Raw genomic sequence first — 14,649 nt, forward strand, 5'->3', positions numbered from 1 at the left:
GGGTGACCTGCCTCATTTTAAAGTCTCGTGCCTAGGCGTGGGATGCGGCGTAAAGTCATCGATAAATTGCGTGTTCATCAGGTTTCTAGCGGTACAGCTCCGCCGCGGCCTTTCGCTGATAGCGGGAATTAGGTCCGGCGGCGTGCCGCTCGATCCGCCAGCGCAGCCGTCAGCGCCCCAACAATATAGGCCAGAAGATCCATCGCTGCGAAGCCAGTGCCCAGTACCAACCGCGAGGGAGGAAAGAGGGCCGCAGCCTCTCGCGGCAACGAGGTGAGCTGAAGCAGCTCTACCGCCACGCACCACCCTAGCGCCCAGGCCCCGACGGTGAGCCAAGAGCGCGTTGGGACAATGAAGGCGACTACTACGTAGATCAGCGCCGCGTATAGGACCCCGCCGGCCAGGTCGGCGACGAGCCCCCAAGGCAGAAAACGCAGGAACAAGCCAAGGGGGACCAGCGCACAAGCGCTGATCCCCAAAATGATTCGGCGCCGGGTGAGGCTATCCAAAGAATGCGTTCGGGAAGCGGAGGACGATGGATGCGATAACCAAAACCCAAAGGATCGCAACGACGATCCAGCTCCATTCCTTGGCGAACTTCTTCACGCCTTCGGATGCGGGGATGACTCCGTTGACGATATTGCGCGACGTGGTGAAGACGAAGAGCGGAATCATCATCGCCCATACGACCATGCAGTAGGGGCACAAGGCGTTGATCTCATACAAAGCCTGGGACCATAGCCAGGCGATGAACGCCATGGCCAGCGTCACTCCGGACTGCACTCCAATCCAGAACCAGCGGTGGAACTTTGCGCCGGCCAGCAGCCCCATTCCGATGGTAATCAGCACGCCAAAGAGGACGATGCCCAAGAGCGGGTTCGGGAAACCGAGCAATTGAGCTTGGTCGGATTTCATGACGGTGCCGCAGGAAACCCAGGGGTTGATATCGCACCCGGTGATGTAGTCGGGGTCTTTGTAAAGCTCGAGGCGTTCAAGGACTAGGATCCCCGAGGCGACCCAAGCAATCGTGCCGGTGAGCACGGCGAATATTCCGAAGCCGCGTTCTTTTGCCCACCAGGGCAACACGCCCGAGTTCTGAGGACTCTCAAGTGATGAAACCATGTCTTGACTATTCCATATGTTCAGACGAATGCGGGTCATTGCGCACCTTGCTTTTCACATACTATGAAGCTTTTCTGTGCAATATATATGAGCTGGTGAACTAGTGATGAACGAACTATGAGAGAATGGAGGAGGTTGTTCGCGGATCCACAGTCTGCTTTCAACCCGACGACAGACTTTTGAAACGACAGATCGTCAAGCGATGCATCGCTTCGGTTGAGTGCCCATTACGTGCGCCTCCCGTAGGAATACCGCGGATCGTAGGGCTGCAAAGGAAAGCAGCCGGTTTTCAATGGCCACGTTGAACCGCAGCTAGTTCTCTTGAATCGGAAAATTGATTCAGGACAGAACCCAGATGCGGAACACACAAGGACTTTTGTGTCTGGCCGACTCACGAAGACGGCCGAAAGACACGTGACGAATGTTGTTTCAGCCTAGGCACCGTCTGTGGAGGTCGCCGAAGCGGGAATTTAAACTAGGAGCACGCGAATTTAAATGAGCGCATCAAATCAGCGAAAAGGAGGGGCACAGGGAAGTAAGCGAGGCAATCGTTCAACACGAGCCCGCCGTACCACTGTAGCCACCACCCCATCACGTCCATTGCGGCGTGCGTTGACCCTGGCAGAGCTAAATGCCGCAGCCGGAGTCGAAGAAAGCCCATACCGTTGGCGCGCAACGCGTCGTACCCAGGTATCCACTCCTGACTCGGTCAAGCGCATGAGCCGCCAGGCCGAACGCCGTCAGCAGGTCGCCCGCGACACAGTCGAACAGGCAGCCGCGGCCTCCGAGGAAGTGGCTTCCACCGAGGCTCCGGTGACCACCGCAGCCCAGGCACCGGAAGAAACCGGCATCAAGCTGGCGCCCGCGGTGACCGAACCGGCAAAGGGTGCCGAGGTCTTCGAGTCTTCGGCCGAGGATCATACCGGTGCACTGCTAGCCGAACACGGCAGCTCCATGATCATGAACCCGTTTGCGATCCCGGAAGCAGCGCACACGGTGGTGCAGCATGTGGTGGCGAACACCGCCAAGCCGGAAACTGCACCCGCCTCGCGCCAGAAGGACGAGGATCTGGAAGCAGACGATGTGTCCTCGCGCCGCCGCCGTCGGCGCCGTCGCGGCGATGTCGATCTGGAGGTCGATGGTGGTTCGCAGGACGATCCGCCAAACACCGTCACCCGTGTGCGCGCTCCGCGTGCCAGCGCCGATGCGCATATCCCCGCATCGGACCGGGTCACCTCGGTGCGCGGCTCCACCCGTTTGGAAGCCAAGCGCCAGCGCCGCCGCGAATCCCGCGAGACCGGCCGCCGCCGTCCGGTGATCACCGAGGCCGAGTTCTTGGCTCGCCGCGAATCGGTGGAACGCAAGATGATCGTGCGTCAGCGCGAGGACCGCATCCAGATCGGCGTATTGGAAGATGGCGTGCTCGCCGAGCACTTCGTCTCCAAAACCCAGCAGGATTCGCTGATCGGCAACGTGTACCTGGGCAAGGTGCAGAACGTGCTGCCATCCATGGAAGCCGCCTTCGTCGATATTGGGCGCGGCCGCAACGCTGTGCTGTACGCCGGCGAAGTCAATTGGGATGTCGCAGGGCTGGAAGGCCAGCCGCGTCGTATCGAAAACGCGTTGAAGGCCGGGGACTCGGTTCTCGTGCAGGTCACCAAGGATCCGGTGGGCCACAAGGGCGCACGGCTCACCAGCCAGGTTTCCCTGCCTGGTCGTTACCTGGTCTACGTGCCGGGCGGTTCGATGACCGGCATTTCCCGCAAGCTTCCAGACGTGGAACGCCAGCGCCTGAAGAAGATCTTGAAGGACCACTTGCCGGAGAACGCGGGCGTCATCGTCCGCACCGCCGCCGAAGGCGCCTCCGAAGAAGAGCTGACCAATGACATCAACCGGCTGCGCGCCCAGTGGGAAGGTATCGAGGCGCAATCTTCCTCGACCAAGACCCTGGCCCCGGAGCTGCTGTACTCGGAGCCGGATCTGACCATCAAGGTGGTGCGAGACGTCTTCAACGAAGACTTCACCAAGCTGATCGTCTCCGGCGAACAAGCTTGGGACACCATCGAGGCCTATGTCATGTACGTGGCCCCGGATTTGATGAGCCGCCTGGAGAAGTGGGAGCAGTCCGAAGATATCTTCAGCAACTTCCGCCTCGACGAGCAGATCAACAAGGCACTGGATCGCAAGGTTTTCCTGCCATCGGGTGGTTCGCTGGTTATCGACCGCACCGAAGCGATGACCGTGATCGATGTGAACACCGGAAAGTTCACCGGTTCCGGCGGCAACCTCGAAGAGACCGTGACCAAGAACAACTTGGAAGCGGCCGAGGAAGTTGTCCGCCAGCTGCGCCTGCGCGATATCGGCGGCATCATCGTCATCGACTTCATCGACATGGTCCTGGAAGCCAACCGCGACCTCGTGTTGCGCCGTCTGGTCGAGTGCCTGGGCCGGGATCGGACCAAGCACCAGGTCGCCGAGGTCACCAGCCTTGGTCTGGTGCAGATGACCCGCAAGCGCATGGGCACCGGCCTGCTTGAGGTCTTCGGCGAGTCTTGCGAGGCATGTGCCGGCAGCGGCTTCGTCACGCACGAAGAGCCGGTCGAGCACCGCAAGTCCTTCAACGCTTCGGGCGAAGTGCACGCTAAGAAGTTCGCGGAGAAGTCTGCGGCTCCTCGCTCCGAGCGTCGTCGCCGTCGCGGCAACGAACGTGAAGAGCCGAAAGCCAACGAGCATGGAACCGAGAACGCCGAGGCAGAGGGCGGGGAGCAGCACGAGGCGACCCGCAACGCGCTGGCAAATATTGCTGCCGCTTCGCACCTCGATCAGCCAGCCGAATCGGGATTGAAGTTCGATGGGGCTACCGTGCCGGTCGCCAAGGCCGCAGCAGCACCTTCGGATGCCGCTGCCGAGGATGCCTCGGTGACCCTGGAAGCTCTGGAAGCAGCTTTGCCCGGGGGAGAGGAAGCCGAAGGCGCCGAGCAGCACGAGGGCGGGCGCAAGTCACGCCGTCGTTCACGTTCGCGTTCCCGTGGCCGCGGCCAGGGCGAGCAGGCGCAAGCCAGCGAGCAGAGCGCGGATGAATCCTCCACGCCGGAGGTCGAGCCTTCACCGGCGCAGGCCCCGGTTGCGGAAGAGCAGCCTGCACCAAGCGCACGCAAGCGCGGCTCCCGTCGAGCCACACGTGCTCAGAGCGAGTCGGTTGCGCCGTCAAGCGGTTCGGACCAGCCAACGCTGACCGGACTGGCGATGCCCGCCTCGCAGGCCGAGGTTGCCGCTGCTGCGGCCATCACGGAGGGCAAGCCGGCCGCAGCAGCTGCTGCGGCCCCACAGAGTTCCACGCAGCCAAAGCGTCGCAGTCGTCGGGCCACCTCGGTCCAGGGCGATGCGCATGCAGAGGTTCGCGTGGCGGAGGTATCCGCTGCCACCGGTTCGGTGGTCCAGATGGATACCAACAGTGCACGAAACGAAAAGCCAGCCGAGGCTGCCGGGCAACCGGTTATGCTCGGAGTTGGGGTTCCGGTTCGTGAACTGAAATAGATGAACTTGATCACGCTTCACCCGCTGGGGCAGTTTGTATTTGCCCCAGTGGTGTGGACTAGCGTAATCTGGTTCATCGGTGCTAAACGCCAAGATCACGGATTTCTGATCCGCTCGGCGTCAAGGCACAAGCGCATGAGATCCCTGAATAAGGTGCCTGATTTATCAGGCGTCCGGGTTGATTTCTGCGCCGGTAAGACAATAAACGTCGAGTAGAAGCGAGTACCCACGTGGTGTACGCAATTGTCCGCGCAGGCGGCCACCAGGAGAAGGTTTCCGTTGGAGACCTCATCACCGTAGACCGTCTTCAGGCTGCCCTAGGTAGCTCTATTGACCTTCCAGCCTTGCTGTTGGTAGATGGCGAGAAGGTAACTTCCGCCGCTGCCGACCTGGCTAAGGTCAAGGTCACCGCTGAGGTTGTAGAAAACCTTCGCGGCCAGAAGATTGTTATCCAGAAGTACAAGAACAAGACCGGTTACAAGAAGCGCCAGGGCTTCCGTGCCGCTCTGACCAAGGTCAAGGTCACCTCGATCGCCTAATTTGGGCTGATCGTACTAACCATTTTTGTAGCGAAAGAGGCTAAAAGGCATGGCACATAAGAAAGGTGCGAGTTCCACTCGCAACGGTCGCGATTCCAACGCACAGTACCTAGGCGTAAAGCGCTTTGGCGGTCAGGATGTCAAGGCAGGCGAAATCATCGTTCGCCAGCGCGGCACCCACTTCCACCCAGGCGCCGGCGTAGGCCGTGGCAAGGATGACACTCTGTTCGCTTTGGCTGCTGGCGCAGTCGAGTTCGGCACCCGTCGTGGTCGCCGCGTGGTGAACATTGTAACTGCTGCCTAATTTAGGCGACAGACAATTTTTTGAGTGCACAAGGGGTGGGCCGATTTCGGTCCGCCCCTTGTGTGCGTATAGATAGACTTTAAGCGAGTAGTAACTCGCACCCCCGTTATAGGAGAAGATGGCCCCGTGGCTGCATTCGTTGATCGCGTAACTCTAAATGTCACCGCAGGTAATGGTGGCCACGGTTGTGTGTCCATCAAGCGCGAGAAGTTCAAGCCCCTAGGCGGACCGGACGGGGCAAAGGGCGGAGACGGCGGAAATGTCATCTTGCGCGTTGACCCGCAGGTCACCACGCTGCTTGAATTCCACCACCTGCCACACCGCAAGGCCAACAACGGCGAGCCCGGCCAGGGCGGACTGCGCCCCGGCAAGCAGGGCGAAGACCTGATCCTCGGCGTGCCTGCGGGCACCGTGGTCAAATCCAAGGATGGCGACATCCTTGCGGACCTGGTCAAGACCGGCGATGAGTTCCTCGCCGCACAAGGCGGCATGGGCGGACTGGGCAACGCGGCCATCGCTTCCGATAAGCGCAAGGCCCCAGGGTTCGCCCTGCTCGGCACCCCGGGCACCGGCCAGGAAGTAGTCCTGGAACTTAAGTCCGTCGCAGATATCGCGCTGGTGGGTTACCCCTCGGCCGGTAAATCCTCGCTGATCGGCTCGATCTCCGCGGCACGTCCAAAGATTGCCGACTACCCATTCACCACGCTGGTACCCAACCTGGGCGTCGTGCAGGCCGGCGAAGTGCGCTTCACCGTCGCCGACGTGCCCGGGCTTATCCCAGGTGCCTCCGAAGGCAAGGGGTTGGGCCATGAGTTCCTGCGCCACGTCGAGCGTTGTGCCGCGATCGTGCACGTGCTGGACTGCGGCTCGCTGGAGACCGACCGCGACCCGATCCACGATTTGGAAACCATCGAAGCGGAACTGGCGGCCTATGAAGCCGACTCCAGCTTCGCTGGAACCGACGGCACTAGCGTTGCTTTGACCGAGCGCCCGAAGCTTATCGCGCTCAATAAAGTAGATATGCCCGACGGCTCCGACATGGCTGAATTCGTGCGCCCAGAGCTCGAAAAGCGCGGCTACCGCGTCTTTGAAATCTCCGCACTGGCACGTAACGGATTACGCGAATTGACCTTCGCCATGGCTGAATTGGTAGAGCAGGCACGCTCCGAGCGTGTCGAAGAAGCCCCGATCGTGGAAGTTCCGATGCTGCGTCAGCGCACCGGCAAGAAGACGGAATTCACCATCCGCCGCGAAGAGGTGAACTTCGAACCACTCTGGCGAGTGATCGGTGAAAAGCCTGAGCGCTGGATCGTGCAGACCGACTTCCGTAACGACGAGGCCGTCGGCTACCTGGCAGACCGCCTGGCTAAGCTGGGTGTTGAAAACCAGTTGTTCAAGGCCGGCGCCAAGCCAGGCGACGCGGTTGTTATCGGCGCCGAAGATAACTCGGTAGTCTTCGACTGGGAGCCAACCATGGCCGCCGGGGCCGAATTGCTCGGCTCGCGCCGTGGCGAGGACATCCGCCTGGAAGACCGAAACCGAAAGACGCGTGAAGAGAAGCGCGCCGAGCATGATGAGCGTCGCGCGGCGAAAGCCGCCGCACGCGAAGAGCTTGAAGCCGAGCGTCGGGCGGGCATTTGGACCGAATCGGTACATGCGAAGAACGCTGAACGCGCTGCTCAGAATCGGGCAGCAGATAAGGAAGACTAAGTATGAATGTGCGAGCAACTAAGACATTATCTTCAATTTCCTCACTTCGAGATCTACCCCAAGCAAGACGCGTCGTCGTAAAGGTGGGATCCAGCTCGTTGACAACTGTCAGCGGCGGGATCTCCCACGAGCGGTTGAAGTTCTTGGCAGATACGCTCGCACACACGCTGCATGATGATACCGAAGTTATTTTGGTTTCCTCTGGCGCTATCGCCGCCGGACTGTCGCCGCTAGGGCTGGAAAAGCGTCCAAAAGACCTTGCCACCCAGCAGGCGGCAGCGGCCGTAGGCCAGGGATTGCTGCTGGCGCAGTACACCCAAGAATTCGCAAGACACGACATCAATGTCGGTCAGGTGCTGCTGACGGCAGATGATCTGATGCACCGCAACACGTACACCAATGCGCTGCGCTCGCTCACGCGCTTGCTGAACCTGGGCGTGCTGCCAATCGTGAATGAAAATGATGCGGTAGCTACCCGCGAGATTCGTTTTGGCGACAATGACCGACTCGCCTCGCTGGTCGCCCACCTGATCAAGGCCGATGCGCTGTTGCTCTTCTCCGATGTTGACTCGGTTTATGACGCGCACCCGGAGGACGGTGGAAGCCGCATCTCGCATGTGGGCCATCCCGACGAGCTCGACGCTGTTGACTTGGGCACTCCGGGAGCGGCCGGCGTCGGCACCGGTGGCATGATCACCAAGGTCGACGCGGCCACCATGAGCGCCTCGGCGGGTATTCCGACGCTGGTGACCAGCACCGACAATGCCGCCAGGGCGCTGGCGGGCGAAGACGTGGGAACCTGGTTCGCCGCGCGCAACACGCGCCGCTCGGCCCGTGACGTATGGTTGGCGCACCTAGCCTCCTCCGAAGGCCGCCTGGTCCTGGACGCCGGTGCGGTGCGTGCCGTGGCGGACGGAACAAATTCCTTGCTTGCCGCGGGCATCACGTCGATTCGCGGAGAGTTCGAAGCCGGGGACGCAGTGGAAATCTGCGATTCAGAGGGCAACATCATTGCTCGTGGGCTAGTGAACTACTCGGCCGAAGAACTTCCGGAAATGCTTGGACGCACTACCGTCGAACTGGCCGAGTTGCTCGGCGAGGGTTACGACAAAGCCGTAGTACATGTCGATGATCTGGCCTTGATCTAAGGAGGCCAATAGAATGGGAGATATGAGTCTAGATTCAGCCGAAACAAAGACCGAATCCACCACCGACGTATTCGCGTCGGTCAACCAGCTGGCAGATCGTGCCCGCCGGGCCTCGCGCACTCTGTCGCGGGCAAACCGTGATTGGAAAGACAAGGCTTTGCGTGCCATCGCAGAGACCATCGATAGCCATCGCCGGGAAATTAAGGCGGCCAACGCCAAAGACCTTGAAAATGGCCGGGAACGCGGCACCAGCGCCGCGCTGCTTGACCGCTTGAAACTTGATGACCAGCGTATCGACGGTTTGATCTCAGCCCTTGAAGAGCTCATCGGACTGCCCGATCCAGTCGGCCGCGTGGTACGCGGCGAAACGCTTCCCAACGGCTTGCGGATGCGGCAGATCAACGTCCCGATGGGCGTGATCGGCACCATCTACGAAGCCCGCCCCAACGTAACAGTCGATATCGCCGGTCTCTCGTTGAAAAGTGGCAACGCAGTATTGCTGCGCGGCGGCTCGGCGGCGCTGAACTCGAATGTAGCTCTGGTGGGATACATCCGCAATGCCCTCGAATCCGTTTCCTTGCCTCGTGACCTGGTAATCTCCGTGGACGAATACGGACGCGAAGGCGCAGACGCGATGATGGCAGCACGTGGACGCATCGACGTGCTGATTCCACGAGGTGGCCGCGAGTTGATCCAGCGTGTGGTCACCACCGCGAAGGTTCCGGTCATCGAGACCGGAGAAGGCAACGTCCACATCTTCATGGGCGCCAGCGCCGATGAGAAAATGGCAACCGATATCCTGCTCAACGCCAAGACCCACCGTCCAAGCGTATGCAATACGGTAGAGACGCTGCTTGTCTCCAAGGATGCTCCGGCCGCACAGGGTGTGCTCAAGGCCTTGGCCAAGGCCGGGGTTACGCTGCACACCGACGCCCGCGCGGCGGCACTGGTCCCAGAACTGGAAACGATAGCCGCCGGTGAAGATGACTGGCGCAACGAGTATCTGGACCTGGACATCGCGGTGAAGCTGGTGGACACGATGGACGAAGCGCTGGAGCATATCCGCGAATACTCCACCGGACACACCGAAGCAATCATTACCTCGTCTTTGGCCGAGTCCGAACGGTTCATCGCGGAAATCGAGTCTGCGGCAGTGATTGTCAATGCTTCGACCCGCTTTACCGATGGTGGCGAGCTGGGGCTGGGTGCCGAGGTAGGCATCTCTACGCAGAAGATGCACGCACGTGGACCGATGGGCTTGTCGGAACTGACGACCACCAAATGGATCGTTCAGGGCGACGGGCATATCCGTAAATAGTTTCTGCCCCCTGTCTTCGGTAGGATGTAGAAGAATCGTACCGTTACTTTTCGGACCTGAATTTGCGTCGCAGATTTGGTCTCGATAAAACGTCTGGAGAAATAAGTTGAACGCGCTGATTATGGCTTCTGAAGCTGCATCCACCGGTATTGACCCACATACCATGGCAATCATCGTCGGTGGTGGCATCTTCGTCGCACTGATGGTTCTGCTGCTGGTCACGGTTTCCTACACCAACGTGGGCCTGCGTCACGCAGACCACGACGAAGTGGATGACATTCACCGTCAGTTTAAGGTCCACGGAGACAAGCACTAGTCTTGGCGGATCCACTGAACAAGAACCGCCCATTGCGCCTCGGCGTGATGGGCGGTACTTTTGATCCCATCCACCATGGTCACTTGGTCGCTGCCAGTGAAGTTGCGGCCGAGTACGACTTAGATGAAGTGGTCTTCGTGCCTACCGGCAAGCCCTGGCAGAAGGTTGCCCGAGATGTGACTGCCGCAGAGCACCGTTACCTGATGACGGTGGTCGCTACCGCGTCGAACCCGCGTTTCACCGTGAGCCGCGTCGACATCGACCGTGAGGGTGCAACCTATACGCACGACACGTTGCTTGATCTTCGGGCCGAACGGCCGGAGGCGGAGCTCTTCTTCATCACTGGTGCTGACGCATTGAGCAAAATCGCCAGTTGGAAGGATGTCGATCAGGTCTGGGATCTGGCGCATTTTGTTGGCGTCAGCCGTCCAGGCCACGTTCTGCCAGAACTAGAGCAAGAGAACGTTTCACTATTAGAAATCCCAGCATTGGCGATTTCCTCCACGGATTGTCGTGGGCGCATAGCCCAAGGCAAGCCCGTTTGGTATCTGGTGCCGGACGGTGTGGTGCAGTACATTGCAAAATATGGGCTTTATACCGAGTCGTAACCTCACATTGATGCGTCCAACACGGCATAATCTCTAGGTAAGGGTGACGGTATTTGTCTAAGCGGTCGGGAGAAGAACAGGATGAGCGATAACACGCAGCCGGCTTCAAGCCGGCGAGCTTTGCGTGAAAAGCGGCGCGCTGAAATGGAAGCCATGCTGGCGAGCAGTAAAGCCGAGCAGGACGCCAAGCAGCTCGCTGATCAGAAGGCAACTGAAAAGAAGGATGCAAAGCCTTCGGCAGGTGCCAGCCCAGCTGACCCGAAAACTTCCTCCCCTGCCCCAAAAGCCCCTGCAAAGCCGGTAGCTGGCGCGCAGCAAGGCCAAGGTTCGAATAAGCCGGCAGCGGCGAAGACCCCGTCCGCGACGCCGGCGAATGCTCCGACCGCGGCCGGCAAGGCTGCCGAGCCGAAGCAGGCCGCCGAGAAACCCGCCGAACAGGCGAAGACCGTAGCGCCGGCTAAAAAGACCGCACAAGCCAAGGCCGCACCGTCGCCGGCCAAGCCTGGACAGGCTAAGGGGACGCCAACTCCGGCAAGGCCGACTTCCAGCGCTCCGAAGGCCAAGCCCGCGGCTGGTTCAGTACCGGCTGCCGACACGTCGCACGATGCAGCGGATAAGCCAATGGGGGAGCGCGCTTCCTTGCGCCGCGCTCGCGACCGAGAAGCGCTACGTGAGCGTCGACGCCTTGAAGAAGAAGTCGGCGCACTCACCACAAACATTCCAACGGTCGAACCAGCCGAAGATCCGAAGCCACTGACTCGCCGTCAGCTACGACTTCAGTCGCTAGCGGAACAGAATCCGGACGCTGCAGATCAGAAGCAGGGCGCCGCTAAGCCGGTGGCCAAGCCAAAGCCTACAGACGACTCGCCGGAAACCACCGTGATGAGTGTGGAGGAAGCGCTAGCCGCACGGCGTTCACATGCGCCCGAAACACTTGTTGATCCGAATCTTTTGAATGATGATGACGGTGAGATTGATCTCGAAGTTCTTGCCCATCAGCGCGAGATGGCGGCACGTGCAGCCATCATTTCTCGCCGGGCCGCAGAACGCGAACGGCTCCGGATTGAGAACGCCAAGAGTGGCAAGGAACAGGCCCTGTCTGATCCGTTCACCGGGGCTCTGGGCAATATTCGCGAAGTCGAAGACCGCATCGCCAAGACCGGCGTGCGGGGCCCGCAGACCGAAAGTGTTTCGCTAGATCTTGATTCCAGCGGCAAATTATCTGACAAACTGAAGCACAATTCGCAGGCTGCCAAGAAGCCAAGCAATGCGAAAGCTCCGCTAAAACCAGCGCCAAAAACTGTAAAGCCTGTAGTCAAGTCCGAGTTGAAGGCTGGAACTGGCAAAACTTCGCCGGCAGCGCCCAAGCCTCAGGCGATGCCAGCGCCGAAACCTGCAGCAAAATCCGCAAGCAAGCCAGCATCGGGTTCAAAGCCCAAGGCACCGGCCTCATCGGTTCCCGCTCCAGCTGAAGCTGGGGCCACACAAGGGAATGTGGAAATGCCGCGCATCGATGCGGTGAATGCCCAAGGCCTGCAGCCTCTGGACGCTCAGACCCACGGTGTGCGACGAGCAAATAACAGGCTGATTGCTATGATCGCGGCGCTCAGCGTCGGCGGTGCAGCGCTTGTTGCGGGCATCGTCATGTTGATCAGTTCGCTTACTTCGTAGGACAATTAAGTTCTTGATCTATACCTCTAAAAGGAGACACCCCACTTCATGGGAGCACACGCAGACTCTATCGCCCTCGTTAACGTTGCAGCATTGGCCGCATCGGACAAGTTGGCAGAAGACATTGTGGCACTTGATGTCGCCGAACGACTGGGCGTAACCGACGCGTTCCTTATCGTCTCCGGTGGCTCTGAGCCACAGGTAAACGCAATTGTTGATGAGATCCAGGCCAAAGTACTCGAAAAGTTTGAGATGCGCCCGGTACGTCGCGAGGGATTCGGCAGGGGGCGTTGGGTCCTTCTGGATTACGGCGACGTTGTTGTTCACGTACAGCACCAGGAAGACCGCGTTTTTTACGCTCTAGAGCGACTATGGTCGGACTGCCCAGTCATTGAACTTGCTACGGAAGCCAAATAAAGCCCTAGTAGCATGGGATTTGCTTCCTGATTCGGCATTCATCTATGATTAGTGAGTTGCCTTATCGGGTAGCAATCCTTTTGGGGGTATGGCGCAGTTGGTAGCGCGTCTGCATGGCATGCAGAAGGTCAGGGGTTCGAATCCCCTTATCTCCACACCTTATCTCCACACCCTTATCTCCACAAATGTGAAGAGTCGAGACATGGTTTACATCTGAGTCGCGACATGCTTTACAAATCTTCATCGGAATCCCTCGGCCAGCGGTCGGGGGTTTTCTGTTTTCGATCCCGTTGCCAAGAATCGGCCGCGAAATGACCTGCTCCATTGTGCCTTCAGGGATTGTTGGAACGCTAGGCAGTTTCACGCCAACGGGCCGTATCTGGAAGTAGTGGATAGATTGCTGCCTGACAGGGTGAGATTCCGAAATAACTCAGCCTATGCCGTTTTAAGCGTTGATTGATCTAGCGAGTAGAGTCGGTCTCAGAAGTTACTAGAGGAGAAAAGCCATGAGCTTAAAAGAACGCCTTCGCGATGACAGCATTATTCACCTGAAAGCAGGGAATGAGCTGGAAAAGACCACCTTGCGAAATATCTTGAGTGCCATCGGCACCAGAGAGAAATCTGGTAAGAATCCAACGGAGATGACCGACCAGGATGTCGAGAACCTTCTCCGTAAAGAGGTCGCCAATCGAGAAGAAACTGCAAAAGTTGCGTCCGCGGATAGCCGCGAGGAGATGGCCAAGCGAGAATTGGCCGAAGCTGCATTCATCTCGACGTACTTGCCGAAGGTACTGACCGAGGATGAGGCTCAGGGCATCGTGGATCGGATTATGGCGGAACTTTCCGCCGATCATGCACTCACCATGAAAGATATGGGCTCTGCGATGAAGGCGGTAGGCGCTGAAATCGCTGGACGTTTTGATGGTAAGGCTGTATCGCAAATGGTGCGCGCCAAACTTAGCTAATTGGCCCCCCATGGTCTACCTTGGGGTCAATCCAGGGAGATTACGGTAGAAACACTGCCTGCAGACCGCAATGGCAATTGAAATTCGGGGTACCAAGCCGTGAACGTGGCTTGGTACCCCGAATTTTCCATTTACGCACGTATTGCAATGCTCGTTCGTGAAAACACACGTCAAGCATTGCCTGACGTCAGGATTTGCATTAATCAGCGACAGAATATTGGCAATGAGAACGGTTGTTCCTCGACGCCGACTTAAGCGATCGCCCGGAGCTCTACCTGCGTGGTCAATCCTTGATGGTAATCCTCAAATTTTACAGACCCGCGAATGCATTATTCTGCTCCTCGAAGATGCAGGGGAGTAGGATCATTGGTGTTGAGGGGCTATAGCTCAGTTGGTAGAGCGCTTCGTTCGCAACGAAGAGGTCAGGGGTTCGATTCCCCTTAGCTCCACCAAAGAAGTATCATTCCAACGAATTGCCGAGTGCACGTCGAAAGACGAAAGCACTCGGCAATTTTGGTTTTCAGACCCTTTTTCACCGGGTCCGCGCAGATTAGTGGTTTCGGCGCTTTTCCCTTGTCTTAGGGCGTTCTGTGTCGTTTGGGCGGCGTAAAATTGCCTGAATGGTTCGGCAACCAGGATCGACGCATCATCGTCTTCGTTGACGAAGAACTTTTCGACGAATGTCTTGTTGACGGTTCGACGCATCTCGTCTGTCGCGAGGTCATAGTACCGTGACACGCTTTGCAGGAGAGCAAAGACGTGATGCATGGTGCGGAAGCCAAGATCCAACGTTGTATCGATATTGGCAAGCTTTTCCTGTAGCGCTCCACGATGAATTGAGATCGCGAGCATACGCTCACGGATCTTATCCTTCGACAACAGTCCTTCGGTTGCCAGGTCGAGAAGACGCTCTTCCTTGTCATTTTCTTCCTGGATTTTCGCCTGAAGGTCTTTCTTGGTTTCGCGAACAGACGATTGCTCGTCTGCTACAGCT

At 58.7% G+C, this 14,649-nt stretch carries 13 protein-coding genes and 2 tRNA genes; 13 read left to right on the forward strand and 2 right to left on the reverse strand.

Features of this window, described 5'->3' with window-relative positions:
• Nucleotides 1-128: 128 nt before the first annotated feature.
• Entirely contained in the window at nucleotides 129-509 is a 381-nt protein-coding gene (locus CQ019_RS03990; protein WP_176484125.1) for a DUF2809 domain-containing protein, read from the reverse strand.
• A complete protein-coding gene (locus CQ019_RS03995) occupies nucleotides 502-1,122 on the reverse strand; it encodes a vitamin K epoxide reductase family protein (protein WP_105568966.1) in 621 nt (206 codons plus the stop codon). The genes CQ019_RS03990 and CQ019_RS03995 overlap by 8 nt, the downstream gene beginning before the upstream one ends.
• A 495-nt stretch (nucleotides 1,123-1,617) precedes the next feature.
• Here CQ019_RS03995 and CQ019_RS04000 point away from each other — a divergent pair, with 495 nt between their 5' ends.
• The 13 genes from CQ019_RS04000 to CQ019_RS04065 all read left to right on the forward strand — a co-directional run bounded on the left by CQ019_RS04000 (nucleotide 1,618) and on the right by CQ019_RS04065 (nucleotide 14,107).
• Nucleotides 1,618-4,659: an Rne/Rng family ribonuclease gene (locus CQ019_RS04000; RefSeq protein WP_096284987.1), complete on the forward strand. Its 3,042-nt coding sequence runs from the start codon at nucleotides 1,618-1,620 to the stop codon at nucleotides 4,657-4,659.
• 230 nt (nucleotides 4,660-4,889) lie between these two features.
• Nucleotides 4,890-5,198, forward strand: coding sequence for a 50S ribosomal protein L21 (gene rplU / locus CQ019_RS04010; protein ID WP_096284983.1), 309 nt, complete (start codon nucleotides 4,890-4,892; stop codon nucleotides 5,196-5,198).
• A gap of 49 nt (nucleotides 5,199-5,247) precedes the next feature.
• On the forward strand, nucleotides 5,248-5,502 hold the full coding sequence (gene rpmA / locus CQ019_RS04015) for a 50S ribosomal protein L27 (protein ID WP_096254657.1): 255 nt from the start codon (nucleotides 5,248-5,250) through the stop codon (nucleotides 5,500-5,502).
• A gap of 126 nt (nucleotides 5,503-5,628) precedes the next feature.
• Nucleotides 5,629-7,212 carry a GTPase ObgE gene (obgE, locus tag CQ019_RS04020; protein WP_105568967.1) on the forward strand — a complete coding sequence of 528 codons (1,584 nt, stop codon included), beginning with the start codon at nucleotides 5,629-5,631 and terminating at the stop codon, nucleotides 7,210-7,212.
• A 2-nt stretch (nucleotides 7,213-7,214) separates the two neighbouring features.
• Nucleotides 7,215-8,360 carry a glutamate 5-kinase gene (proB, locus tag CQ019_RS04025; protein ID WP_096284979.1) on the forward strand — a complete coding sequence of 382 codons (1,146 nt, stop codon included), beginning with the start codon at nucleotides 7,215-7,217 and terminating at the stop codon, nucleotides 8,358-8,360.
• Nucleotides 8,361-8,382: 22 nt separating this feature from the next.
• Nucleotides 8,383-9,678, forward strand: a complete 1,296-nt coding sequence (locus CQ019_RS04030) for a glutamate-5-semialdehyde dehydrogenase (protein WP_255248389.1) — start codon at nucleotides 8,383-8,385, stop codon at nucleotides 9,676-9,678.
• A gap of 121 nt (nucleotides 9,679-9,799) precedes the next feature.
• A complete protein-coding gene (locus CQ019_RS04035; RefSeq protein ID WP_258133845.1) occupies nucleotides 9,800-9,994 on the forward strand; it encodes a hypothetical protein in 195 nt (64 codons plus the stop codon).
• A gap of 2 nt (nucleotides 9,995-9,996) precedes the next feature.
• Complete coding sequence (nadD, locus tag CQ019_RS04040) at nucleotides 9,997-10,602, forward strand: nicotinate-nucleotide adenylyltransferase (RefSeq protein WP_096284973.1); 606 nt, start codon at nucleotides 9,997-9,999, stop codon at nucleotides 10,600-10,602.
• Nucleotides 10,603-10,683: 81 nt separating this feature from the next.
• The gene (locus CQ019_RS04045; protein WP_146113309.1) at nucleotides 10,684-12,273 is read left to right on the forward strand and encodes a hypothetical protein; all 1,590 of its coding nucleotides are present in this window, start codon (nucleotides 10,684-10,686) and stop codon (nucleotides 12,271-12,273) included.
• Between the two features lie 48 nt (nucleotides 12,274-12,321).
• The gene (rsfS, locus tag CQ019_RS04050; RefSeq protein ID WP_096284969.1) at nucleotides 12,322-12,690 is read left to right on the forward strand and encodes a ribosome silencing factor; all 369 of its coding nucleotides are present in this window, start codon (nucleotides 12,322-12,324) and stop codon (nucleotides 12,688-12,690) included.
• Between the two features lie 82 nt (nucleotides 12,691-12,772).
• Nucleotides 12,773-12,845, forward strand: a tRNA-Ala gene (locus CQ019_RS04055).
• Nucleotides 12,846-13,196: 351 nt separating this feature from the next.
• Entirely contained in the window at nucleotides 13,197-13,655 is a 459-nt protein-coding gene (locus CQ019_RS04060) for a GatB/YqeY domain-containing protein (protein ID WP_105568969.1), read from the forward strand.
• 376 nt (nucleotides 13,656-14,031) lie between these two features.
• Nucleotides 14,032-14,107: transfer RNA gene (locus CQ019_RS04065), tRNA-Ala, on the forward strand.
• Nucleotides 14,108-14,649: the final 542 nt, after the last annotated feature.

Origin of the sequence: Arthrobacter sp. MYb229 (genome assembly GCF_002975405.1) — a bacterium.
Lineage (GTDB): Bacteria > Actinomycetota > Actinomycetes > Actinomycetales > Micrococcaceae > Glutamicibacter.

Bases quoted from the DNA above. Each gene is read 5' to 3' on its own strand.
- CQ019_RS03995 (WP_105568966.1), bottom strand. From the start codon at position 1,122: ATGGTTTCATCACTTGAGAGTCCTCAGAACTCGGGCGTGTTGCCCTGG.
- CQ019_RS04000 (WP_096284987.1), top strand. From the start codon at position 1,618: ATGAGCGCATCAAATCAGCGAAAAGGAGGGGCACAGGGAAGTAAGCGA.
- rpmA (WP_096254657.1), top strand. From the start codon at position 5,248: ATGGCACATAAGAAAGGTGCGAGTTCCACTCGCAACGGTCGCGATTCC.
- proB (WP_096284979.1), top strand. From the start codon at position 7,215: ATGAATGTGCGAGCAACTAAGACATTATCTTCAATTTCCTCACTTCGA.
- CQ019_RS04030 (WP_255248389.1), top strand. From the start codon at position 8,383: ATGAGTCTAGATTCAGCCGAAACAAAGACCGAATCCACCACCGACGTA.
- CQ019_RS04035 (WP_258133845.1), top strand. From the start codon at position 9,800: ATGGCTTCTGAAGCTGCATCCACCGGTATTGACCCACATACCATGGCA.
- CQ019_RS04045 (WP_146113309.1), top strand. From the start codon at position 10,684: ATGAGCGATAACACGCAGCCGGCTTCAAGCCGGCGAGCTTTGCGTGAA.
- rsfS (WP_096284969.1), top strand. From the start codon at position 12,322: ATGGGAGCACACGCAGACTCTATCGCCCTCGTTAACGTTGCAGCATTG.
- CQ019_RS04060 (WP_105568969.1), top strand. From the start codon at position 13,197: ATGAGCTTAAAAGAACGCCTTCGCGATGACAGCATTATTCACCTGAAA.